This window comes from Streptomyces sp. N50 (assembly GCF_033335955.1).
GTDB lineage: Bacteria > Actinomycetota > Actinomycetes > Streptomycetales > Streptomycetaceae > Streptomyces.
The window spans coordinates 996,145-1,019,018 of record NZ_CP137549.1 but is presented as its reverse complement, the minus strand read 5'-3'; the positions used below and the strand labels follow the sequence as shown (position 1 = coordinate 1,019,018).

The window sequence follows — 22,874 nt, the reverse complement described above, 5'->3', positions numbered from 1 at the left end:
CGAAGCTGACCCTCTCCGGATCGTCCGGCGGACCCCGCAGGGGGAGGGTCGGCGAGTCCTCGGGGTCCCCCTTTTCACCACTGGGCTTTTCACCTCTGGAGAGGCTTCGAGGTACCGCCATGTCCAAAACGGCATACGTCCGCACGAAACCGCATCTGAACATCGGCACGATGGGCCATGTCGACCACGGCAAGACCACCCTGACCGCCGCCATCACCAAGGTCCTCGCCGAGCACGGCGCGTCCACCTTCGTACCGTTCGACCGGATCGACCGGGCGCCGGAGGAGGCCGCGCGCGGCATCACCATCAACATCGCGCACGTCGAGTACGAGACCGACACCCGGCACTACGCGCACGTGGACATGCCGGGCCATGCCGACTACGTCAAGAACATGGTCACCGGGGCCGCGCAGCTCGACGGGGCGATCCTCGTCGTCTCCGCGCTCGACGGGATCATGCCGCAGACCGCCGAACACGTGCTGCTCGCCCGGCAGGTGGGCGTCGACCACATCGTGGTCGCGCTCAACAAGGCCGACGCGGGCGACGACGAGCTCACCGACCTGGTCGAGCTGGAGGTCCGCGAACTGCTCACCGCGAACGGCTACGGCGGCGACTCCGTACCCGTCGTACGGGTGTCCGGCCTCAAGGCCCTTGAGGGGGACCCCCGTTGGACGGCGTCGATCGACGCGCTGCTCGACGCCGTGGACACGTATGTGCCGATGCCCGAGCGGTATCTGGACGCGCCGTTCCTGTTGCCGGTCGAGAACGTGCTCACGATCACCGGGCGCGGGACCGTCGTCACGGGTGCGATCGAGCGCGGCACGGTCCGGGTGGGCGACCGGATCGAAGTGCTCGGCGCCGCCGTCGACACGGTGGTCACGGGCCTGGAGACCTTCGGCAAGCCCATGGCGGAGGCGCAGGCCGGCGACAGCGTGGCGCTGCTGCTGCGCGGTGTCCCACGCGACGCGGTCCGCCGTGGGCACATCGTCGCGGCGCCCGGCAGCGTCGTGCCCAGCCGCCGTTTCTCGGCGCAGGTGTACGTCCTGTCGGCCCGCGAGGGCGGCCGCACGACCGCCGTGTCGACCGGCTACCGGCCGCAGTTCTACATCCGCACCGCGGACGTGGTCGGCGACATCGACCTGGGCGAGACGGCGGTCGCCCGCCCCGGCGACACCGTCACGATGTCGGTCGAGCTGGGCCGTGAGGTCCCGCTGGAGCCGGGGCTCGGCTTCGCGATCCGCGAGGGCGGGCGGACGGTGGGGGCGGGGACGGTGACGAAGGTGGGCTGAGCGCGGTCGGTTGATCGGGGTGGGTGCCCGTCCCTTCGGGGTCGGGCACCCACTTGCGTGGTCGGGCGGGTGATCTCGTTCGCGCTGGGGGCGGGGGCCAAGTGCGTTCGGGGCGGAGGGCATTGCGCGATCGAGGTGTGGGTCCCGCGTGTTGCGGCGGGAGCCGTCGCGTATCGGGGCGCGTGGCATCGGGCGATCGGGGCAGGCGCCGTCGCGAGTTCGGGGCGGGGCCCGTGTGGCTGAGGGCAGCGGCTCGTATCCGTGATTGTCAGTGGCGTGCGCAAGACTTGATCGCGGCGGCAGTCGGGACGAGGCGCGGGGAAGGTGGGGGCACCATGGCGGGCAAGGCGCTTGTGCTGGGAGGCGGGGGCAGCAGCGGGATCGGCTGGATGGCCGGGGTGCTGTACGGGCTGGGCGAGGCCGGCGTCGATCTCTCGGACGCCGATGTCGTGATCGGTACGTCGGCGGGTTCGACCGTCGGCGCCCAGCTGCGGGCCAGTACGCTCAAGGAGGTCTACGAGCGTCAACTCGCCGCCCCCGAGGGCGAGATCCCCGGCCGACTCGGTACCGGCCTGATGCTCCGTTACGCCTGGGCGACCCTGACCTCGCGCACTCCCGAGGCGTACGGGCGGAAGATCGGCCGTATGGCACTCGCCGCCCGAACACCCCGCGCGGCGGCCCGGCGTGCGGTGATCGAGACCCGGCTCGTCTCACCGGAGTGGCCCGACCGCGCGTTGCGCATCACCGCGGTCGACACGGTGACCGGTGAACTACGGGTCTTCGACAGGGACAGCGGGCTGCCCCTGGCCGACGCCGTCGCCGCCAGCTGCGCGGTCCCCGGGGTGTGGCCCCCGGTCACCATCGAGGACCGCCGCTGGATCGACGGCGGTATCCACTCAGCGGCCAACGCGCAACTCGCCGAGGGGTACGACCGGGTCGTCGTCCTCGCGCCGATAACGCTCGGGGGTGGCCCCCTGGTGTCTCCGGCGGCCCAGACCCGGCGACTTGTGGAGCGGGGCGCGCGTGCGGTCGTCGTGTCGCCGTCCCCGGAAGCGAGGCAGACGTTCGGCCGCAATCCGCTCGACCCGTCGGTACGGGCGGGTGCGGCGCGGGCGGGGCGGGGACAGGCGGGGGCGCATGTCGGGGAGGTGGGGGACGTTTGGGGGGTTGGCGGGGCGGGTGGGTGACCGGCTTGTCGGCTTGCGTAGGGCGCCGGGCTGGTGGGGTTGTGGGTTGCTTGGAGGATGCAGGCGTGGGCATCGGCGGCGGCCGGACTGCGCGGGGCGATGGTGTCGGGATCACGCGGGCCCCGTGCTCACTGGGCCGCACAGCCCGCGCCCGTGTTCCGCCCGCACTCCCGTACCTCCACGGCCAACCCCGTACGAGCCCGCCACCATCCCGCCGAGTCACCTTTCACCCACCCTCCCGTGCCCCACGGCCACCTCCCCCGAGCCCGCCACCATCCCGCCGCGTCACCACCCACCCCACGACCCCGGCACAATGGACCCGTGGACGAGTCGATACCCGTGACCCGGGACGTAGATCACGGGGTCGCCAAACTCATGCCCGACGTCGATCGGGAGCGGGCCTGGCTGCTGACTGTCGACGGGGCGCCGCAGTCCTACGTGGACCTGGACGCGCCGACGCATCTGGAGTTCGAGTACACGCGGCGGCTCGGGCACGTGCTGGACACCCTCGCGGAACCGGGGCGCCCGCTGGACGTACTGCATCTTGGAGGCGGGGCGCTCACGTTGCCCCGGTACGTGGCGGTGACCCGGCCGGGTTCGCGGCAGGACGTGGTCGAGGCCGACCTGGGACTGCTGGAGTTGGTCACCGAGCACCTGCCGTTGCCGGACGGCGCCGGTGTCACCGTGCACGGAGCGGATGCCCGCGCCTGGCTGGAGGCGGCGCCGGACGGTTCGGCGGACGTCATCGTCGCCGATGTCTTCGGCGGCTCACGGGTCCCGGCGCACCTCACGTCCGTGGCGTACGCCCGCGAAGCCGAGCGCGTCCTGCGTGCCGACGGCGTCTACCTGGCCAACCTCGCGGACGCCGCCCCCTTCACCTTCCTGCGCGCCCAACTCGCCACGTTCGGCACGGTGTTCCAGGAGCTGGCGCTCATCGCGGAACCGGGCGTGCTGCGAGGCCGCCGCTTCGGCAACGCGGTACTCGTCGCCGCACACCACCCGCTCGACACGGCGCCCCTGACCCGACTCGTCGCCTCGGACGCGTTCCCGGCACGGCTCGAACACGGGCTTGCGCTAAGGGAGTTCATCGGTGGTGCCAGGCCGGTCCAGGACGAGGACGCCGTCCCGTCGCCCGAGCCTCCGGACGGCGCGTTCGGTATCGGCTGAGCGGGCTCAGGCCTCGCCGGTCTGCCCGGCGAGGCCTGAGGCGCACGACCTCATCGTGGACGGGCTGCGCGGCCGGCGACGACCTGGCCGCAGATCATGCCCCTGTACGACGAACTGCCGTCGGCGTGGCCCTCGCCGGTGGTGGCGTTGAACCGCACCGAGGCGGTGCCGATGGTCTCCGGTCCGGCACAGGCGCTGGGAGAGCTTGCGAAGTCGGAGAAGGACGCCCGACTCGCGCGATACCAGTACCTGCCGACGGTCAAGGCTGACCTGCTGTGTCGGATGGGCCGTTCGCGGGAGGCCGCGACCGCCTACGGCCAGGCGTTGGAGTTGACCGGGAACGCCGCCGAGCGCGCGTTCCTGGTCAACTCCAACGCCTGGTTGGTCCGCACGGAGCATGGGCACCAGGAACCGCATCGTCCACAGGGCCCGCTCGACGCCGCGTCGCGGCCCGGCTCGTACCCGAAGCGTCCCGGCTCGGTGGTGCGCGTCAGCGGTGGCCGACGTAGGTGACGAGTCCGCCGACGGTCAGGCCCAGTGTGCATCCGCGGCGGAAGGTCTCGTAGCGCATGGCCGGGGTGTGCTGCGCGTCGGTCATCGCGTACACCCCGCGGATCCCCAGTTCCACGCCGCACAGGCAGATGACGTACCCGTGACGCAGGGCGGCGGCCTCCCACTCGGGGTCGTACGCGACCCAGGTCCGGGAGTAGATCTTGCCGTCGGGTGTGCGCAGTTCCAGCCGGGAGTAGGTGCGTCCGTAGTGCTTTGCCAGTTTTGGTTGTTCGTCGGGTATCTCGTGCAGCTCCCATCCGGGGGGCGAGGGCAGTTCGCAGAAGACTTCGGGCGGCAGGCGCCGCATGCCGAACAGGATGGCGCCTTCGAGCTGCGGTTCGTCGGGCAGCTCGTCGAGCGAGGCTCCCTTCGGCACGATGTACCCGAAGTAGCCCACGCCCACGGCCTGCCTGAACTCGAAGAGAGCAGTGGGCATGCGGGGTGTCTGTGCGGGATGGATGGTGATGGTGAATTCCGCGGTCTCCAGGCCCCCCAGCACGCACTCGAGCTGCAGCGTGGGGTCGTCGCAGAACAGGATCCGCCCAAGGTCGTCGACCTGTTCGAACTGATACCAGCTCATCTCCCGCAGCCCTTCGGTCGGTTGCCGTTCCGCGTCCACGAGGCAGAGGACTCAATGTTGAACCATCCTATTGAAGGATCGTTGAACAATCCATACCTTGGAACGCGTGAGCGCGGAGGAAGCAGGCAACGGGCGGACAGGCATGGGTCGGCGGGCGCTGGTGGGTGCCGCGAGCACCGGCGCGGCGTCGGCGCTGTGGGCGATCACGCGTCTGATCGGGCACACGGTCTACGTCGCGCACACCCAGTGGATCGACTTGGTGGGCGTGCTGGCGATCCTCGGCTGCGTGTTCCTGAGTACCTGGCACCTGAACATCCGGTGGCTGGTGTGTGCGGTGTGCCTCTTCGGGGTGCTGATCCTGCAGCACCTGGAGCTGAATCAGCAGGCACTGCACCAGCACGGGCGTACCGAACACGTCAGGGTCCGGCAGATTCGGTGGGCCGCCGGTGACGGCATGGGTGACAGCGCCCACCTCTACACGGTCACCGTCATCGACGGCCCGCCGTTGGCTCCGATCGAGGAGAACGGGCTCCTGGGCTGGAAGTGGGTGGTGGGCGGCACGTACACGGTGACCGTCGATCCGCAGGGCCGTGCCCCGCTCAGGCGGGGGGACAGGCCCGGGCCTCCGGTGATCCAGCAGTCGCTGCAGATCCCACTCGTCGTCGGCCTGGCCTTCGCCCTGTGGCGGCCCACAGACCTGCTCCTGCGCCGACAACTCCTGCACCAGAGGCCGGCCCGTCGAGCCGTACCCGCTGATCAGTGAGAAGCGGCGAGTTCCGGAATCCGCCACGGACATGCAAATCGCGCAAGCGGCTCGCGAACCCGTCGGTGCTCCAGTTGTTTCCCCGCGCGGCTCGAACGCGGGCCTGCGCTACGGGAGTTCGTCGTCGGAGCCTGGCCGGTGCGCAACAAGGTTGCCGTGCCGTCACCTTGCAGCCAGGGACGCCATCCCGCCGCGTCCCCCCACCATCACCCGAGCCCCTCAACCGCCCGCCCGCCATCATCGACCGACCCGCCCACACCCCCGGCGTCCCCTCCACATCCCCCGCCCCATCCCGCCGCCGCAGATTCCGAACCTCCGGTACACACAGCACCGCCCCCGTCACCACCGTGACCAGGGCCGCGCACCCCCACAGCGCGGCCGTACGCCCGAAGGCCGACTCCGTCGGGCCGGCGGCCGCCGCGGCGAGGGGCATCAGCGCGATCGAGCCGAACCAGTCGTAGGCGGAGATGCGGGAGAGCTTGTCTTCCGGGATCTCCTGGTGGAGGGCGGTCATCCAGCTCACCCCGAAGATCTCGACCGTCGTGCCCGCGATGAACATCACGGCGAACAGGACGCCGATCGGGACCGGGACGGCGAGGGCCGCGGACGGGAGGGCCAGGGGGAAGATGCCGAGCATGCCTGCCAGGAGGAGGCGGCGGGGTTTCCAGCGGGTCATCAACAGGGCGCCGGCGACCGTGCCCGCGCCGAACGCCGCCAGGGCCAGGCCCCAGGGGCCCGCGCCGCCGAGGCTGTCGCGGGCGACGAGTGGGCCGTAGACCGCGTCCGCCGCGCCGACGACCGCGTTGGCGATGGAGAAGGCCACGACGACGGACCACAGCCACGGGCGGCCGATGAACTCCCGCCAGCCGTCCCGGAGATCGGCCAGCATCCCGCCGCCCGGCGCCCGGGGCGGGATGTGGCTCACGTCCAGGAAAGAGCGGAGCCCTCCCGCGATCGCGAACGCAGCCGCGTCCACCGCCAGCACCCAGCCCGGGCCCACCGCCGCGACCAGCGCGCCGCCGAGCGCCGCACCGCCCAGTGACGCGCCCTGCATCGCCATCCGGAAGACCGCGAACGCCCGGCCCGCCTGTTCGCCGCTCACCGTGGACATGAGCATGCCCTCGGCGGCCGGGCCGAAGAACGCCTGGCCGGTGCCGCCGAGCGCGGTGAGCAGCATCATCTGCCAGAGGCGGGGCTCGCCGGTCAGGACGAGTACCGCGAACGTCGCCTGTGACACGCAGCTCAGGGCGTTCGCCGCGACCATCACGTGATGGCGCGGCACCCGGTCCGAGATCGCGCCGCCGATCAGCAGGAACAACACCAGCGGCAGCGTGCGCGAGGCGGCCACCAGACCCACGTCACCGCTGTCGCCGCCCGACTCCAGCACGGCGAACGCGGACGCGATCAGCGCGCCGTTGCCACCGAGACCGGTCGCCACCGCGGCGGCCGTCAGCAGGGTGTAGTTGCGGCCCGCCCAGTCGGGTCGGCGCGGTCGACGGGGTGCGGCGGTGACGGTCACCGGCCGACTATCGCCGCCCACGCCACATCCCGCCAAACGGATTGCCGCCAGAATCGAGCCAAACGGTCAACGCCCGCCAACGGCCAACGGCCGTCAGCTCGTTGCGCCCGTCGGGTCCCCGTGCAGTCGTACGGTGCTCAGGATCTGCTGGATCGTCGCGTCGGGGATCTCCTCGCTGACGCCCTTCGCGCCGTAGAGCGTCCACGAGACGAAGTCGTCCGCCGAGTTCTTGAAGGCGAACGTGGTCGCCTTGCCGTCGGAGGAGCACTTGCCGGTCTTCGGCACGCCGGACGTGTACGAGGTGGCGACGCTGCCGGTGACACCCGACTTCGTCGTGTACGGCTTGGCCGCGCCGATCTTCAGGTACTTCTTCGACGAGTCCTTCTGGTCCGTGTACCCGCCGAACGCGAACGCGGCCGCGTCACCGCGTGCGGTGCTCGCCGTGTCCTTGGCGCCGTCCTCGCCCTTGGTGCCGCTCGACGCCAGTGACGAAGTCTCCTTCGTGCCGTCCTTGTTGTCGTCGGACTCGCACCAGTTCTGCTTGAGGTAGGCGGGCGCGGAGAAGCCGATGTACGGGGAGCCGTCGCCCTTCACCTCGTCCTCGAAGAACGTGAAGGTGCCCGGCTTGCCGACCTCCCAGGTGGCGGGGACGTCGAAGGCGGTGCCGTACTTCTGGTTGACGACGACCTTCCAGCCCGCGATCGTCGGCTTCTCGGTCTCGTTGCCGCGCGGGTTGTCGTCCGAACCGGAGGACCCCGAGGACGCCGCACTCGGGTCCGCGGACGCCGACGGAGACTGGCTCGCCTTGTCCGTGCCGCCGTCCGCCTTGTCGTCCTTGTTGCCGCCGAGGACCAGGAAACCGGTCACACCCGCCGCTACGACGACAGCCGTGGCGGCGACGATCGCGACCAGCTTCGTGCGGTTCCCGCCGCCCCCGCCCTGCGGCGGCTGAGGAAGCTGCGGTCCGCCCGCGGGGCCCGGAGCGCCCCACTGCGGCTGCTGCCCATAGGGATTGGGCTGCTGGTAGCCGGGCTGCTGATACGGATTCGGCTGTTGGTACCCCGGCTGCTGGTACGGGTTGTCCTGCGGGTTCTGCTCGCCCCCGGGCGGCTGCTGTCCTGGCCACATGGGCAGTAACCCTAGTGCGGCCCCGGACACGGTTGGGTCACCGCCCCTTGTCAGGGTCGTACCAACTCCATGCCGAGTGGACGGCCGCGCGGTGTGTGCGGGCGCACACCTGGCCAGATGTGGCTACTCGTGGGTAACATCACCGTCATGAGTGCTGACCAGATGTCGATAGGCGAATTGCTCGCCGCCACGGTGCCGATGGTTCGGACCCTGAACCTGGAGTATCTGGAGACCAGTCCGGAGCGGGCCGTGCTGGCCCTGCCGGATCAGAGCGAGTACCGCAACCACGTCGGCGGGCCGCACGCCGGTGCCATGTTCACCCTCGGCGAGTCCGCCAGCGGCGCGATCGTCCTCGCCGCCTTCGGCGACCAGCTCTCGCGGGCCGTGCCGCTTCCGGTCAACGCCGAGATCGCGTTCAAGAAGATCGCCCTCGGCCCGGTGAAGGCCACCGCGACCCTCGGCCGCCCCGCCGCCGACGTCGTCGCCGAACTCGACGCGGGCGAGCGCCCCGAGTTCCCCGTCACCGTCGCCATCCAGCGCGAGGACGGCGCCGTCACCGGCGAGATGACGGTCACCTGGACCCTCCGGCCGAACGGCTGATCGGTTCAACTCCGTTACGGGGGCCCGGTCATCGCCTACGGATGACCGGGCCCCCGTATGTCCGGGGTCCAGACCGCTGTCCGGGTCCGGGGTTCAGGCCGCGATCCGCGTGCCCTCGCCCTCTTCGGTGCTCCCGCCGCTCTCCAGTCCCGCCACGAACTCCTTGAGCCACGCGACGAATTCGGGCCCCAGGTCGTCGCGGTCGCAGGCCAGCCGGACCACCGTGCGCAGGTAGTCGGCCTTGTCGCCGGTGTCGTAGCGCAGGCCCTTGAAGACGACTCCGTGGACCGTGCCTTGGGCGGCCAACTCCTGCAGGGCGTCGGTGAGTTGGATCTCGCCGCCGCGGCCGGGCGGGGTGCGCTCCAGGGTGGGGAAGATCGCGGGGTCGAGGACGTAGCGGCCGATTACTGCGTAGCGGCTCGGCGCGTCCTCGCGGGACGGCTTCTCGACCAGGCCGGTGACGCGTACGACACCCTCCTCGCCGGTCGGCTCCACGGCCGCGCAGCCGTACAAGTGGACTGATTCCGCGGGGACTTCCATGAGGGCGACCACGCTGCCGGCGTACCGTTCGCGGACCTCCAGCATCTGGCTGAGCAGGGTCTCGCGCGGGTCGATCAGGTCGTCGCCGAGGAGGACCGCGAAGGGCTGGTCGCCGACGTGGTGGCGGGCGCAGAGCACCGCGTGGCCGAGGCCGAGCGGGTCGCCCTGGCGGATGTGGTGGATGTCCGCGAGGCGTGCGGGGTCGCGTACGGCGTCCAGGCGCACGGTGTCGCCCTTGGCGGCCAGGGCCTGTTCGAGTTCGAAGGCGTGGTCGAAGTGGTCCTCGATGGCGCGCTTGTGCCGGCCGGTGACCATCAGGATGTCGTCGAGTCCGGCCGCGGCGGCCTCCTCGACGACGTACTGGATCGCGGGCTTGTCGACGACCGGGAGCATCTCCTTCGGCGTCGCCTTCGTCGCGGGCAGGAACCGCGTGCCGAGCCCGGCGGCCGGTACGACCGCCTTGCGGACCGTGGGGACGCGGGCGGGTGCGGGGGTGGCTGAAGAGTGGGGGGCGATCATGCGGCCCATGGTGGGGCACGGTGATGAGAGCACCCCGAGAGAAACTTCGGAGTTCCCTGTGCGCCTCCCTTAGTTCGCGGGGGAGTTGGAGATTTCGTGGAGACGCCTGTGGATACCGGCGGTAACCAATCTGAATTCTCTGCGTTTTGAACATCGGTCACTCGAACTCCTTGTTTCCTGTCAGCCGCTTGTGCGAGTGTGAGCCACCCCGTGAGACCGGCTGTCAGTAGGCATCGGAAGGCAATGGTCAGCGTCACTTCCGGCGCCTTCTGACATCTCATAGGTATGCACCAATCAAGCACCTGCTTTCCGAGGGCGGCCATTCGGTGTGCCGTCCTGCGGCTTGGAAGGAAATGGTTCCGTGCAATCCCCCAACCCCCCACGCCCGCCGTTCCCGCCCCGCCCCGGATCCAGCCCGGGGGAGTCCGACCGCAATCTCGTGGCGCAACTCGGCGATAAGGCGGCGGGCACCCGTGCCGTGGCACTGCTGCTGGCACGACACTGGCAGGCGACAAGCGAATATGCGGTCATCTGTCTTGCCACCGCCGACAGTTCGGCGTCCATGGTGGCCAGCGCGGCCTTCCACCAGGTACTAGCGGGCCGCGCCACCGGCGGCGCCCTGCGTCCCCAACTCCTCGTGGCGGTAAGGGAGATGGTGAAGACGTGGGCGGCGGAGGAGCGAATTGCCGCGGTGCTGCCGGAACTTCGTAAACCTACTGGCGCCCGAGGTCTACGCGCGGCGAGGCCCGGCACCTCCGAAAGGCGGAAGCTCGCGGAACGTGCTTTCGGCGCGCTGTCCGGCGCCTCCCAATGCCTGCTGTGGCACGCCGAGGTCGAGGCCGAACCCATATCCGTACCGGCCGGTCTGCTGGGCGTGGACGAGGTCACCGCGAGTGCCGCGCTGGATCGGGCGCGAGAGCAATTCCGACAGGGCTGTGCACGTGCCCATAAGGAACTGGCGCCGACCGCGGAATGCCGTCACTACAACCGGCTCCTGGACGTCCCGATCCGCCGCGGCGGCAGTCTGTTGCCCGATGTGCAACGGCATCTCATGACGTGCCGCTACTGCCGTTTCGCGGCAGAGCAGTTGAGCCATTTCGAAGGCGGCCTCGAAGTGCTGCTCGCCGAGACGGTCCTCGGCTGGGGCGCCCGCCGCTACCTCGACTCACGGCCCGGCCGCGAGACCCCCGAGACCTACGCCCGCACCGCCCGCCGTCCGATGGGCCGCCACCGCCCCACGCCCGACGGCCGGTTGGCCTTCCCGCGCAGGCACCCCAAGGCCGCGCTCGTGGGCGTGGGCCTGACCTCCCTCGCCCTGCTCGCGACCGTGCTCGCCAGCAAGGGCTGGACCGAAGGAGGCAACACGCCCGATCCGCGCGTCACTTGGGGCGCCGCCAGCGGCAGCTCGACCCACCCGAGCCCGGTCGGCGCGCCCTCGTCCGACGGTGCCGCCGCCTCCGCGTCGGCCGCCGGTGCCGACGGGGGAGTGGCGGGAGTCGTCCAGCAGGGCGTCCTGCGCAGCCTCGCCTCCGGCCTCTGCCTCGACATCCCGGGCGGCCAGGTGCGGTCCGGCGCCGCCGTCACCATGGCGGCCTGCTCGGCCGCCGGATCACAGCAGTGGTCGTACGACCAGGACGGCCTGCTGCGCAGCCTCACCGACCCGGGACTCTGCCTCGCCACCGACACCACCGCGCGCACGGTCCGCCTGGCCGGCTGCCTGGTGCACGCGGGCGAGGTGCACTACGACCTGACGGTGCGGGGCGAGTTCCTGCTCCGCTGGAGCCAGGGGCTGGCGGTCGCGCCCGCGAGCGCGAAGGCCGGGGCGCGGGTCGTGGTGACGGAGCGGGACGGGTCCGCCGGGCAGCGGTGGGCCCTGGAATCCGCGGCCGACGCGCGGGTGAAGCAGGGCGACCCGAACGGACCGGGCGAGGCGGACGGGAAGGGGACGGGGAAGGGGGAAGTGCCGGGGAACGGCGCACCGGACGCGCCCGCGCCGCCCGAGGGCGCGCCCCAGGGCGACGTACCGCCGCCTCCGCTCTCGAACCTTCCGCAACAGGATCAGCCGCAGTACGCACCCCGCGCCGCGCAGGTCGCCTGCTGCGACGAACCGGCGCCGGAGCCCGCGCCGTCGAGCGGTGTCGGCGAGGCCGCGCAGCCGCTGACGACGGTCGTGGCGGCCGTCGCGGACACCGTGACCTCCCTCCTCCCGTCCCTTCACTGACGCACGACCCGCGGGGCCGCCCCACCGGGGTGGCCCCGCACTCTGCTCACCCTTCGGCTCTTCTCACCCTTCGGTTCTTGTCGGCGCGCGACCGATTCCTGTTCGGGTCATTGACACGAGTCAGTGACGGTCATAGTTTTCCCGCCGCGCCAGTGGTGTCCAACGGGTCGTCAAGTCAGGTTCCGCGCAAGGTGAGTTCAGATACCGAACACAGCCCGGGGCATCGAGGCGCGCTCGCGGTCCACAACGTCGTGCCCGCACACCGAAGGAGTGACGGCTCATGACCGACACCGTGTCCCGGCGATCCGCCCTGCGTCTGCTGGGCGGCGCGATCGCTGTCGCCAGCGCGGCCACCACCGGACTCGTCTCCCCGTCGCACGCGTACGCGCAGGCCAGACCCGAGGCGGGGGCCGGTCCCCGCGTCGAAGGACTCCTGGCCAAGCTCACCCTGGACGAGAAGATCTCCCTCCTGCACGGCGCCACCGACCCGGACTCGCTCGGCCAGGCCGGCTACATCCCCGGCGTCCCCCGCCTGAAGATCCCGCCGCTACGGCTCACCGACGGACCGGCCGGCGTCCGTGTCACCGCACACGCCACCGCCCTCCCGGCGCCCGTCCTGCTCGCCTCCGCCTTCGACCCCGAACTCGCCCGCCGCTACGGCCAGGTGGTCGGCCGGGAAGGCCGTGCGCTCGGCCAGGACGTCCTGCTGTCGCCGATGGTCAACCTCATCCGGACCCCGTACGCGGGCCGCAACTTCGAAACCCTCAGCGAGGATCCGCTGCTCGCCGGTGATCTGGTCGCCGCCGAGATCAAGGGCATCCAGGGCGAGGGACTCATCGCGACCGTCAAGCACTTCGCGATGAACAACCAGGAGAAGGACCGCGACTCCATCGACGTGCGGGTCGACGAACAGACCATGCACGAGATCGAGTTGAGGGGTTTCGAGGCGGCCGTCGGCGCGGGCACCGGTGCCGTGATGGGTGCGTACAACAAGGTCAACGGCACCTTCGCCTGCGAGAACAAGACCCTCCTCACCGATGTCCTGCGCGGCCAATGGGGCTTCGAGGGCTGGGTGATGACCGACTGGTTCGCCGCGCACAGCACCGTCGCCGCGATCACCGCCGGCCTCGACATGGAGATGCCGGACGGCACTTACTTCGGCGCGCCCCTCAAGTCGGCTGTACAGAACGGGAGTCTGCCCGAGCGGTACGTCGATCGCGCGGTGCGCCGGATCCTCGGCGTCATGGACCGGTTCGGGCTCCTCGACGGCAGCGTTCCGCCCCGGCCCGATCGCGACGCGAAGGCGGGCGCGGCCGTAGCCCTGGAAGTCGCCAAGGCGGGAGCCACCTTGCTCCGCAACGAGAACCGCACCCTTCCGCTGACCGGCAGCGGCGGCATCGCGGTGATCGGCCCCACTGGCACCCTGCCCTTCGTCAGCGGCGGCGGCAGCGCGCATGTCGTACCGGACCACGCGGACAGCCCGCTCGACGCGATCAGGGCGCGGGCGGGTTCGCGGAACCGGGTTACCTACGCGCTCGGCGAGGACCTGTTCGGCAAGGCCATCCCCGCGTCCGTACTCACACCCGCCTTCGACAGCGAGGGCCAGCGGGTGGACGCGGGCAAGAGCTGGCAGTACGACGGCTCGCTCACCGTGAGCGAACCCGACGAGTGGACGTTCGTCCTGCACTTCGACTCGGCCCCCACCGCCCGCCCTCAAGTCCTCCTGGACGGCGTGGAGTTGTTCCCGATCGCGGCCGGGTACGGCGAGTACTTCTCCGGCGGCCTGGTCTCGGTCGACCCCGACGGCCTCTCCGTCCGCCGCAAGACCCTCACCCTCGCCCGGGGCGCCCACACCCTGAAGATCACCGCCGAGGGCGGCGACGCCGGACTCCTGTTCCGGCTGCGGCGCATCACCGGCGCGACGCGCGCCCAGGACGTCACCGAGGCGGTCACCGCGGCGCGCGGTGCCCGCAGTGTCGTCCTGTTCGCCTACGAGGACGCCACGGAGGGCCTCGACCGCACGACCCTCGAACTACCGGGAAACCAGGCGAAGTTGATAGCCGCCGTCACAGCCGCGAACCCGCGCACCGCGGTGGTCCTCAACACCTCGTCGTCGACGTCGATGCCGTGGCTGGCCCGCACCGGCGCGGTCCTCCAGATGTACTACCCGGGCCAGGAGGGCGCCGCCGCCACGACCGCCGTCCTGTTCGGCGACTGCGACCCCGGCGGCCGGCTCACCCAGTCCTTCCCGGTCGACGACGCCCACCACCCGGTCGCCGGCGACCCGCTCCGCTACCCCGGCGTGAACGGCGTCGAGGAGTACTCGGAGGGCATCCATGTCGGCTACCGCTGGTACGACGCGGAGGGCGTCCGGCCCCTCTACCCCTTCGGGCACGGGCTCTCGTACACCTCCTTCTCCTACGAGGACGAGTCGGCGCGGCGGAACGGGCACGGGATCGACGTGACCTTCACGGTCCGCAACACCGGCCGCCGGGACGGCATCGCGGTGCCTCAGGTGTACGTCGGCCGCTCACCGGACCTCCGACTCGACCAGGCGGTAAGGGTGTTGGGCGGCTATCGACGACTCATGCTGCGGGGCGGGGAGCGGCGGCGGGTGACCGTGCATGTCGATGCGCGTACGTTGTCGTCGTGGGACGCGAAGCGGCACGCGTGGGTGCTCGGGCGCGGGCGGCGGGCCGTGTGGGTAGGCGCCTCTGCGGGGGATCTGCGGGTGCGGACGAGTGTCGACGTGAAGTGAGCGGCGGAGAGAGCGGCGCAGGGCGCGATCCACAAGGTAAGGTAAGCCTTACTTAACTTGGTGGAATCGTTGGCGGGATGCCCCGGCATTCCCCTGGAGGCCCTTATGGCGGACAACCCGAGCGCTCTGATCCTGACCCGGGTACGACTGGGTGCCGGTGGGCCGCTCGCCCGGGTGCGGGTGGCGGACGGCCGGATCACTCACGTCGTACCCGAGACGGACGCGGGTTCGGGTTCGGGCGTCGAGGTCGGCGGTGGGCGTGAACTCGATCTGGACGGGCGGGTGTTGCTGCCCGGACTGTGGGACGCCCATGTCCATCTGGCGGAGTGGGCGAGTGCCCGGCACCGGCTCGACCTGGCCGGTACCGGGTCCGCGCGGGCCGTCGCCGACCTCGTCCGGGAGCGGGCCGGGGCGGCCGACGGCTCGGTGCTCTACGGATACGGGTTCCGGGACGGGCTGTGGGCCGACGCCCCGCACAAGGCGCTGCTGGACGCGGTGCTGCCCGACCGGCCGGTCGCCCTGGTCAGCGCCGATCTGCACGCCGCGTGGCTCAACTCCGCCTGCCTCGCCCTGGTCGGGCGGGGCGACCACCCCACCGGCCTGATCCGGGAACACGAGGCCCACGAGGTCCTGTCCGCCCTGCCCGCCGCGCCGGACGACGTGGTCGACGGGTGGATCGAGGAGGCCTGCCGGGTTGCCGCCGCGCGCGGGGTCAGCGGTGTCATCGACTTCCAGTTCGGCGACACGGTCGCGGACTGGGAACGGCGTTCGGCCCGATTCCGGCCCGCCGTACGGGTGTCGGCCGCGGTGTATCCGAGCTACCTGGACGCGGCGATCAAGCGCGGGCTGCGGACCGGGGACGCGGTCGGCGCCGACGGGAGCCTGGTTCGGGTCGGGCCGCTGAAACTCTTCACGGACGGTTCACTGAACACCCGCACCGCCCTGTGCCGCGACCCCTACCCGGGACTTGAGGACACGGACGGCGCCCACGGCATCGAGGAGACGGCGCCCGACGAGCTCGTACGGCTCATGCGGCGCGCCGCGGCGCACGGTATCGAACCCGCCGTGCACGCCATCGGCGACCGCGCCAACACCGTTGCCCTGGACGCCTTCGAGGCGGTGCGCTGCCGCGGCCGGATCGAGCACGCGCAGTTGCTGAGCCCCCAAGACCTGCCGCGCTTCGCCCAGTTGGGGGTCACGGCGGGCGTACAGCCCCGGCACGCGACGGACGACCGCGACGTGGCGGACCGGCACTGGGCCGGACGCACCGGACGCGCCTTCCCCTACGGCGACCTGCTCGCCGCCGGTGCACGGCTGGAGTTCGGCTCGGACGCCCCGGTCTCGCCCCTCGACCCCTGGCTCGCCATCGCGTCGGCCGTCAACCGCACCGACGACGAACGCCCAGCCTGGCACCCGGAGCAACGCCTGTCCGTCCCGGACGCGTTGGTCGCCGCGGCGCGCGGACGCCGGCTCATCAGGGTCGGCGACCCGGCCGACCTGGTGGCCGTCGACGCGGATCCCCTGGACGCCGAACCGGACACCCTGCGCGCTATGCCGGTCCACGCCACGATGACCAACGGCCGCTGGACCCATGGGCCTTACTGAGCCGGCACCGCGCTCACCCTTCCCCACGACCACCGACGACCGGTGAGAGGCCGCTGCGTATGCCGACATCCGACATGGTCCCGTACGTCATGCCCGGTTCCGCCGCGCTGCCCCCGACCGGACGGGCTGGGCCATCGACCCGGGCCGCGCGGCGCTGGTGGTCCTGAACGTGCAGAACCACTTCCTGCACGTCCTGCGGGAGTCCTCCGCGCCGGTCGGTGAACTCCTCGCTGGAGTCGGCCTGTTGACGGAATCGGCGCGGGCAGCGGGGATCCCCGTCCTCTACACCCTCAAGACCGCCGAGCGGGAACCGGACGGCCGGGAGACCAGCTTCGGGCATCCACGCCTGCCCGGCGGCGAGGACTCCCGTGACGTCGTGGACGCGATCCGGCCGCAGGTCGGCGACAGCGTGCTGGTGGCGAAGCGGTTCAGTGCCTTCGCCGGGACCCGACTGCGGCGCAGGCTCGCGGAGTTGGGGCGCGACCAGCCGGTCATCGTCGGGGTGTTCGCCCGCACCCAGGTGCTGCTCACGGCGGCCGACGCCTGGATGCAGGACATGGAGCCCTTCGTCGTCGCGGACGCGGTGGCCGACCGCGCGCACGACGACCACCGGATGGCCGTGGACTGGATCGCGGCGACCTGCGGCGCGGTGCGGACCGTACGGGGAGTGGCGGATGTGTTCGGCGTGTCCGATTCCCAACGCCGTTGATCTGACGGAGGTTTGACCAACGGCGAAAGCCACGCACAGAGAAAACCCCGGGCCCGGAAGGGACCGTACCCTCCGGGCCCGGGGAGTCGGGGTGGGTCAGACGGGCAGTTTCGCCGCCTGTACCGACCGGTGGATCTCCTCCGCCCGCACCGCGACCGTCGACAGCAGCGTGCTGGTCAGCCCGTGCGTGTGCTCCGTGCCGCCCTGGAGGTAGAGGCCCGCGGTGACCTCGGGGACCGTCTCGACCCGGTGGTCGCGGCCCACGCGGATCTCGTCGCCGTCGTCCCGCAGGCAGAGCTTCGCGGCCTCGCCGAGCAGTGAACTCAGGTCGCGGGGACGGTAACCGGTGGCGAGCACCAGCACATCGGCGGACAGCACCTGCTTCTCGCCGGTGGGCAGGAACTCCACGGCGACGTCGAGACCGCCGTCCGCCGCGGGGTCGACGGCGCGGATGCGGGAGACGTTGAGGAAGCGCAGCCGTTCGCGGCCGGCCACCTTCTCCCGGTAGGCGGTGGCGTACAGCGCCTCGATCAACTCCATGTCCACCACGGAGTAGTTGGTGGAGCGGTGGTAGTCGATGAGCGACTGCTTGACCTCGGACGGGGCCGAGAAGTAGACGTCCACCGCCTCCGGGTCGAAGATGCGGTTCGCGAACGGGCTGTCGTCGGCCGGGGTGTAGCCGTATTTGGCGAACACCGAGCACACCTCGGCGTCCGGGAAGGTGCGGTGCAGATAGTCCACCGCCTCGGCGGCACTCTGCCCGGCGCCGAGCACCACGGCCCGCTGCACCGGCTTGCCCTCGTCGGCGAGCCGGGTCGCGCGGGGGATCAACTCGCTGTTGTGCCAGATGCGTTCGGCCAGTTCGAGCCCCGGCGGAACGTGCGGCTCAAGTCCCATCGCGACGCTGATGTTGCGCGCCCGGCGGGTGATCGTCGTACCGGAACCCGAAGGGTCGCGGCTGGTGACGTCGAAGTAGGCGATCTCGCCGTCGTCGCCGCGCACCGGGTCGACGGCGACGACCTCGCTGCCGTAGGAGACCAGGTGGTTGACCCGTTCGGCCGCCCACTCGAAGTACTCGTGGAACTCCACGCGCAGCGGGAACAGGGTCTTCTGGTTCAGGAAGTCGATCAGTCTGCCCTGTTCGCGCAGGAAGCAGAGGAAGCTGTAGTCGCTGGTCGGATTCCGCAGCGTGACCAGGTCTTTGAGGAACGACACCTGCATCGTGGCGTCGTCGATCAGCATGCCCCGGTGCCAGCCGAAGCGCGGCTGGCGTTCCAGGAACAGGGCGTCGAGACGGCTGTCTGCCGGAAGGCTCTTGTTGTGCTCCTCAACCGCTATGGACAGAGCGAGATTTGACGGACCGAATCCGATTCCGAGTATGTCGTGGACCACTTCGGAATCCAGTAGCGGTGACTTCACCGTGGCATCGCCTCCCTCAGGCAACCCAATGCTAGATAAGGTAAGGCTTACCTTGCAATGAGTCGTTGAAGGGAAGGACCGTCATGCGGGTCGTCATGCTCGGCTATCAGACCTGGGGTCACCGCACGCTGCAGGCGTTGCTGGACTCCGACCACGAGGTCGTTCTCGTCGTCACCCACCCGAAAAGTGAGCACGCCTACGAGAAGATCTGGGGCGACAGCGTCGCCGAACTCGCCGAGAAGAACGACGTCCCCGTCCTGCTGCGCAACCGCCCCGACGACGCCGAACTCCTCGACGCCGTACGGGAAGCGCGGCCGGACATCATCGTCGCCAACAACTGGCGGACCTGGCTGCCGCCGGAGCTGTTCGACCTCCCGCCGCACGGCACCCTCAACGTCCACGACTCGCTGCTGCCGTCGTACGCGGGCTTCTCGCCGATCATCTGGGCGCTCCTGAACGACGAGCCGCGCGTCGGCGTCACCGCGCACCGCATGAACGGCGAACTCGACGCCGGGGACGTCCTGATCCAGCGCTCGGTACCGGTCGGACCCGCCGACACGGCGACCGACCTGTTCCACCGGACCGTCGACCTCATCGCGCCCATCGTCCGCGAGTCCCTCGACCTGATCGCCTCCGGCCGCGACGCCGGGCAGTGGGTGCCGCAGGACCGCAGCCGCGCCAGCTTCTTCCACAAGCGCTCGGCCGAGGACAGCCGCATCGACTGGAGTTGGCCCGCGGAACGCCTGGAGCGCCTCGTACGGGCCCAGTCGGACCCGTACCCGAACGCCTACGCCTTCCACCGCGGTCAGCGGCTCAGGATCGTCTCCGCGGCCGTCTCGGAGGGACGCTACGGCGGCACCCCGGGCCGGATCTTCATCCGCGAGGGCGACGGCGTGGTCATAGTGGCCGGCCCGGAGGCCCATACCGGGCGCGGCCGGGGGCTGTTGGTGCGCCGGGTGCGCACGGACGACGGCACGGAGTACGCGGCCGGCGACTACTTCCGCACGATGGGCGGGTACTTGACGTCCCGGCCCTGACGTCCCGCTTCTGAACGACCGGGCCCCCGTCACGCGCCGACGGGGGCCTCGGTGGGGTGGAAGGCAAGCACCGGCGGGGGCCTCAGCGGGTCGAAACAGCGTCCTCGGTACGGGAGTTGCCGTCGTGGTGGTGCCGCCCCAGCGGTATCACCAACGGCGTGCCGCTCACCGGGTCGGGTGTGATGCGGCAGCGCAGGTCGAAGACGTCCTCGACGGTCGCCTCGGTGACGACGTCGGCGGGAGCGCCCTCGGCGACGATGCGGCCGGCCTTCATCGCGATGACGTGATCGGCGTACCGGCAGGCCTGGTTGAGGTCGTGCAGCACCATCACGACGGTGCGGCCCTCGCGCCGGTTGAGGTCCGTGATCAGGTCGAGTACGTCGATCTGGTGGGCGAGGTCGAGATAGGTCGTCGGTTCGTCGAGGAGCAGGACCGGGGTGCCCTGGGCGACGGCCATGGCGATCCAGGCGCGTTGGCGCTGGCCGCCGGAGAGTTCGTCGACCGGGCGCTCGGCGAGGTCGGTCAGGTTGGTCGCCTCAAGGGCCGCGTGCACGGCCTCCTCGTCGGCCGCCGACCACTGCCGCCACCAGGTCTGGTGCGGGGACCGGCCCCGGCCGACCAGGTCGAGGACCGTCAGACCCTCGGGCGCCACCGGCGTCTGCGGCAAGATGCCCAGTTTGCGGGCGAGTTCACGGGTGGGGACGGAGCGCAGGGCGACGCCGTCCAGCTCCACCACGCCTTCGCGCGGGGCCAGGAGGCGGGCCAGCGCCCGCAACAGGGTCGATTTTCCACAGGCGTTGGCGCCGACGATCGCCGTGATCCGGCCGGTCGGCACCGTGAGGTTCAGGTTCTCGACCACGGCCCTGCCGTCGTAGGCGAGATGAAGATCACGCGCCCGCAACTCCGGCCCGGCGGCCGGGGATTCGGACGTCCGCGGGGCACGCGGGTCAGTGGTCGACATGCGATCAGCCTCCAGAGCCCGCGCGGTTGGCGCGGATGAGCAGCCACAGCAGGACCGGCGCGCCGAGGGCGCCGGTGACGATCCCGACCGGCAGTTCCGTCCCCGGGATCGCCTCGCGGGCGAGGAGATCGGAACCGAGGACGACGAGCGCGCCGGTGAGACCGGAGACGAGCGGGGGCGGCGACGAGGTGCCCGCCAGCCGCTGGGCGATCTGCGGACAGGCCAGCGCGACGAACGCCACCGGCCCGGCTGCCGCCGTACCGAACGCGACGAGGCCCACACCGGCCAACAGCAGGGCCAGGCGCACGGGTTGGACGGGGGTGCCGAGCCCGGCGGCCACGTCGTCGCCGAGCATCAGCGTGCGCATCCAGCGGCCCATGCCGAGGGTGATCGGCAGGAGTACGGCCAGGGCGATGGCCAGCGAGTCCACCTGGTTCCAGGTCCGGCCGTTGAGGTTGCCGACCAGCCAGCCGAGCGCCGCCTCCGCCTCGAAGCGATTGCCGCGCGCCACAAGGAAGTTGGTGGCGCTGGAGCAGATCCAGGAGACCCCGATGCCGACGAGGATGATGCGGTACCCGGTGGCCCCGCCCTTCCAGGCCAGCACGTACACGAGCAGTGCGGTGGCCAGTGCGCCGACCAACCCCAGCGTGGAGAGCCCAAGTCCACCGGTCCAGCCCAGAACCACCGCCGCCACCACGGCGGTTCCGGCGCCCTCGGTGAGTCCGATCATGTCGGGGCTGGCCAGCGGGTTGCGGGTCATCGTCTGGAACACCGCACCGGAGACCCCGAACGCGACGCCGACCAGTAGCCCGACCAGGGCACGAGGCAGCCGTAGATCCTGGACGACGATGACCGTGCCCGCGTCGCCCGAGCCCCACAGGGCCCGGATGACATCCGTGAAGGCGACGGGATAGTCGCCGATGGTCAGACCCCAGCAGAAGAGCAGGAACGCGCCGAGCGTGACCCCAACTCCCGTGAGCAGCAGGCGTGGACGCAGCACGCCGGACACCGGGGGCACGGTCAGCCGGAACGGCCGGTCGGCGAGGGCGGCGCGCGGGGGAGCGACTACGGGTGTGGGCACGCTCATACCTCCGCGAGCTTCCGGCGGCGGACCAGGACGATGAAGAACGGGCCGCCGAGGAAGGCGACGAGGACACCGGCCTGGATCTCGGTCGGGCGGTCCACCATCCGGCCGAGGATGTCGGCGGACAGCAGCAGGAGGGGCGCGAGCGCGGCCGAAAGGGGCAGCAGCCAGCGGTAGTCGGGGCCGATCCCGGCGTACTGCGCGAGGACCCGCGCGATGTGCGGGACGACCAGACCGAGGAAGACCACGGGACCGATGACGGCCACCGACGCGCCGGTCAACAGCACGACGGCGGTGACCCCTTGGAGCCGTACGAGACCCAACCGCCGTCCCAGGGAGGCGGCCACGTCGTCGCCGAGGGCCATGCTGTTGAGGGCGGGCGCGCAGGCCAGGGCCAGGACCGCGCCCACGACGAGGAAGGGCAGGATGCGCACCAGCTCGCCGGAGTCCTGGTCGGCGAGGGTGCCGGCCGACCAGAAGCGGTAACGGTCCAGCGCGTCCTGGTCGGTGAGGACGATGGCGCTCGTGAACGACTGGAGCAACGAGGTGATCGCGACCCCGGCGAGCGCCAACTTGACCGGTGTGGCCCCGGATCGGCCCATCCGCCCCAGGAAGAAGACCACGACACTCGCGACGAGCGCCCCGCCGAACGCGAACCACACATAGCCGTAGAGCGACGCGACTCCGAACACGCCGACCGCCATGACGATCGCGAAGGACGCCCCCGCGCTCACCCCGAGAATTCCCGGGTCCGCGAGGGGATTTCGGGTCAGGGCCTGCATCAGCGCGCCGGACAGGCCGAGCGCGGCGCCCGTCGTCAGGCCGAGCAGCGTGCGGGGCACGCGCACCGACCAGATGACGTTGTCGACGAGGCGGCTCGGCGGATGGCCGAGGACCGAGCGCACGACCTGGTCGAGCGGAACGCTGAGCGCGCCGAGGGCGACCGACAGCAGGGACAGCAGGACGAGGAGGGCGACGATCACCGTCACCAGCGCCGTGGTGCGAAGCCTTCTGCCTGAAGCCACGTGCCGGTCTCCATGTCGTCTTCCGGGTCATCTTCGGTGCTCTGGAGCCCTGTTGGCGGACCACCGGGCAGCCCGGCCAGCAGCTTAGGTGAGCATAACCTCAGTGGCTGTGACATGGACCGGTGGTTCCGGGGGAGGTCTATCAAGTAAGGCAATGCTTACCTTACTATGCGAGCGGTCGCGGCTCCGCTGAGCCGTTCCGCACGCATTG

The 22,874-nt window shown here is 71.0% G+C and carries 18 protein-coding genes and 1 pseudogene; 11 read left to right on the top strand and 8 right to left on the bottom strand.

Annotated elements, in window-relative coordinates:
* The first annotated feature begins 119 nt into the window (after positions 1–119).
* The 4 genes from tuf to R2B38_RS04095 all read left to right on the top strand — a co-directional run bounded on the left by tuf (position 120) and on the right by R2B38_RS04095 (position 4,156).
* Positions 120–1,289 carry an elongation factor Tu gene (gene tuf, locus R2B38_RS04110; protein WP_318015000.1) on the top strand — a complete coding sequence of 390 codons (1,170 nt, stop codon included), beginning with the start codon at positions 120–122 and terminating at the stop codon, positions 1,287–1,289.
* A gap of 335 nt (positions 1,290–1,624) precedes the next feature.
* Positions 1,625–2,476, top strand: a complete 852-nt coding sequence (locus tag R2B38_RS04105; RefSeq protein WP_318014999.1) for a patatin-like phospholipase family protein — start codon at positions 1,625–1,627, stop codon at positions 2,474–2,476.
* Positions 2,477–2,797: 321 nt separating this feature from the next.
* Positions 2,798–3,643 (top strand): fused MFS/spermidine synthase, encoded by an 846-nt coding sequence (locus R2B38_RS04100; protein ID WP_318014998.1) that lies wholly within the window; start codon positions 2,798–2,800, stop codon positions 3,641–3,643.
* A gap of 96 nt (positions 3,644–3,739) precedes the next feature.
* A complete protein-coding gene (locus R2B38_RS04095) occupies positions 3,740–4,156 on the top strand; it encodes a hypothetical protein (protein WP_318014997.1) in 417 nt (138 codons plus the stop codon).
* Here R2B38_RS04095 and R2B38_RS04090 read toward each other — a convergent pair.
* Positions 4,134–4,775 carry a hypothetical protein gene (locus R2B38_RS04090; RefSeq protein ID WP_318014996.1) on the bottom strand — a complete coding sequence of 214 codons (642 nt, stop codon included), beginning with the start codon at positions 4,773–4,775 and terminating at the stop codon, positions 4,134–4,136. The genes R2B38_RS04095 and R2B38_RS04090 overlap by 23 nt on opposite strands.
* Positions 4,776–4,881: 106 nt before the next feature.
* On the opposite strand from R2B38_RS04090, the gene R2B38_RS04085 reads away from it, so the two are divergent.
* Positions 4,882–5,538, top strand: coding sequence for a hypothetical protein (locus R2B38_RS04085; RefSeq protein WP_318014995.1), 657 nt, complete (start codon positions 4,882–4,884; stop codon positions 5,536–5,538).
* Between the two features lie 292 nt (positions 5,539–5,830).
* Here the strand turns inward: R2B38_RS04085 and R2B38_RS04080 are convergent.
* Both R2B38_RS04080 and R2B38_RS04075 read right to left on the bottom strand, forming a co-directional pair.
* Positions 5,831–7,057, bottom strand: a pseudogene (locus R2B38_RS04080) (MFS transporter); the annotation flags it as partial.
* 93 nt (positions 7,058–7,150) lie between these two features.
* On the bottom strand, positions 7,151–8,185 hold the full coding sequence (locus R2B38_RS04075; protein WP_318014994.1) for a hypothetical protein: 1,035 nt from the start codon (positions 8,183–8,185) through the stop codon (positions 7,151–7,153).
* Positions 8,186–8,347: 162 nt separating this feature from the next.
* Between R2B38_RS04075 and R2B38_RS04070 the strand changes: the two genes are divergently transcribed.
* On the top strand, positions 8,348–8,785 hold the full coding sequence (locus R2B38_RS04070) for a DUF4442 domain-containing protein (protein ID WP_019071039.1): 438 nt from the start codon (positions 8,348–8,350) through the stop codon (positions 8,783–8,785).
* A 93-nt stretch (positions 8,786–8,878) separates the two neighbouring features.
* Here R2B38_RS04070 and galU read toward each other — a convergent pair whose 3' ends face one another.
* Complete coding sequence (gene galU, locus R2B38_RS04065; RefSeq protein ID WP_318014993.1) at positions 8,879–9,844, bottom strand: UTP--glucose-1-phosphate uridylyltransferase GalU; 966 nt, start codon at positions 9,842–9,844, stop codon at positions 8,879–8,881.
* Between the two features lie 439 nt (positions 9,845–10,283).
* Between galU and R2B38_RS04060 the strand changes: the two genes are divergently transcribed.
* From R2B38_RS04060 to R2B38_RS04045, 4 genes are all read left to right on the top strand, one after another.
* Positions 10,284–12,065, top strand: coding sequence for a ricin-type beta-trefoil lectin domain protein (locus tag R2B38_RS04060; RefSeq protein WP_411978558.1), 1,782 nt, complete (start codon positions 10,284–10,286; stop codon positions 12,063–12,065).
* 280 nt (positions 12,066–12,345) lie between these two features.
* The gene (locus R2B38_RS04055) at positions 12,346–14,823 is read left to right on the top strand and encodes a beta-glucosidase family protein (protein ID WP_318014991.1); all 2,478 of its coding nucleotides are present in this window, start codon (positions 12,346–12,348) and stop codon (positions 14,821–14,823) included.
* 105 nt (positions 14,824–14,928) lie between these two features.
* Positions 14,929–16,428 carry an amidohydrolase gene (locus R2B38_RS04050; protein ID WP_318014990.1) on the top strand — a complete coding sequence of 500 codons (1,500 nt, stop codon included), beginning with the start codon at positions 14,929–14,931 and terminating at the stop codon, positions 16,426–16,428.
* A gap of 169 nt (positions 16,429–16,597) precedes the next feature.
* Positions 16,598–17,137: an isochorismatase family protein gene (locus R2B38_RS04045; RefSeq protein WP_318014989.1), complete on the top strand. Its 540-nt coding sequence runs from the start codon at positions 16,598–16,600 to the stop codon at positions 17,135–17,137.
* A 96-nt stretch (positions 17,138–17,233) separates the two neighbouring features.
* Here R2B38_RS04045 and R2B38_RS04040 read toward each other — a convergent pair whose 3' ends face one another.
* On the bottom strand, positions 17,234–18,529 hold the full coding sequence (locus R2B38_RS04040; RefSeq protein ID WP_411978424.1) for a lysine N(6)-hydroxylase/L-ornithine N(5)-oxygenase family protein: 1,296 nt from the start codon (positions 18,527–18,529) through the stop codon (positions 17,234–17,236).
* Between the two features lie 110 nt (positions 18,530–18,639).
* On the opposite strand from R2B38_RS04040, the gene R2B38_RS04035 reads away from it, so the two are divergent.
* Positions 18,640–19,593 (top strand): methionyl-tRNA formyltransferase, encoded by a 954-nt coding sequence (locus tag R2B38_RS04035; protein WP_318014987.1) that lies wholly within the window; start codon positions 18,640–18,642, stop codon positions 19,591–19,593.
* Positions 19,594–19,675: 82 nt separating this feature from the next.
* Here the strand turns inward: R2B38_RS04035 and R2B38_RS04030 are convergent, their stop codons facing one another.
* The 3 genes from R2B38_RS04030 to R2B38_RS04020 are packed head-to-tail and all read right to left on the bottom strand — an operon-like array spanning position 19,676 to position 22,627.
* Positions 19,676–20,554, bottom strand: coding sequence for an ABC transporter ATP-binding protein (locus R2B38_RS04030; protein WP_318014986.1), 879 nt, complete (start codon positions 20,552–20,554; stop codon positions 19,676–19,678).
* A 4-nt stretch (positions 20,555–20,558) separates the two neighbouring features.
* Positions 20,559–21,641, bottom strand: coding sequence for a FecCD family ABC transporter permease (locus R2B38_RS04025; protein ID WP_318014985.1), 1,083 nt, complete (start codon positions 21,639–21,641; stop codon positions 20,559–20,561).
* Positions 21,638–22,627 carry a FecCD family ABC transporter permease gene (locus R2B38_RS04020; protein WP_411978557.1) on the bottom strand — a complete coding sequence of 330 codons (990 nt, stop codon included), beginning with the start codon at positions 22,625–22,627 and terminating at the stop codon, positions 21,638–21,640. The genes R2B38_RS04025 and R2B38_RS04020 overlap by 4 nt, the downstream gene beginning before the upstream one ends.
* Positions 22,628–22,874 lie beyond the last annotated feature (247 nt).

Coding starts and splice junctions, on each gene's coding strand:
- tuf (WP_318015000.1), top strand. CDS start 120: ATGTCCAAAACGGCATACGTCCGCACGAAACCGCATCTGAACATCGGC.
- R2B38_RS04105 (WP_318014999.1), top strand. CDS start 1,625: ATGGCGGGCAAGGCGCTTGTGCTGGGAGGCGGGGGCAGCAGCGGGATC.
- R2B38_RS04095 (WP_318014997.1), top strand. CDS start 3,740: ATGCCCCTGTACGACGAACTGCCGTCGGCGTGGCCCTCGCCGGTGGTG.
- R2B38_RS04090 (WP_318014996.1), bottom strand. CDS start 4,775: ATGAGCTGGTATCAGTTCGAACAGGTCGACGACCTTGGGCGGATCCTG.
- R2B38_RS04075 (WP_318014994.1), bottom strand. CDS start 8,185: ATGTGGCCAGGACAGCAGCCGCCCGGGGGCGAGCAGAACCCGCAGGAC.
- R2B38_RS04070 (WP_019071039.1), top strand. CDS start 8,348: ATGTCGATAGGCGAATTGCTCGCCGCCACGGTGCCGATGGTTCGGACC.
- galU (WP_318014993.1), bottom strand. CDS start 9,844: ATGATCGCCCCCCACTCTTCAGCCACCCCCGCACCCGCCCGCGTCCCC.
- R2B38_RS04055 (WP_318014991.1), top strand. CDS start 12,346: ATGACCGACACCGTGTCCCGGCGATCCGCCCTGCGTCTGCTGGGCGGC.
- R2B38_RS04050 (WP_318014990.1), top strand. CDS start 14,929: ATGGCGGACAACCCGAGCGCTCTGATCCTGACCCGGGTACGACTGGGT.
- R2B38_RS04035 (WP_318014987.1), top strand. CDS start 18,640: ATGCGGGTCGTCATGCTCGGCTATCAGACCTGGGGTCACCGCACGCTG.
- R2B38_RS04030 (WP_318014986.1), bottom strand. CDS start 20,554: ATGTCGACCACTGACCCGCGTGCCCCGCGGACGTCCGAATCCCCGGCC.
- R2B38_RS04025 (WP_318014985.1), bottom strand. CDS start 21,641: ATGAGCGTGCCCACACCCGTAGTCGCTCCCCCGCGCGCCGCCCTCGCC.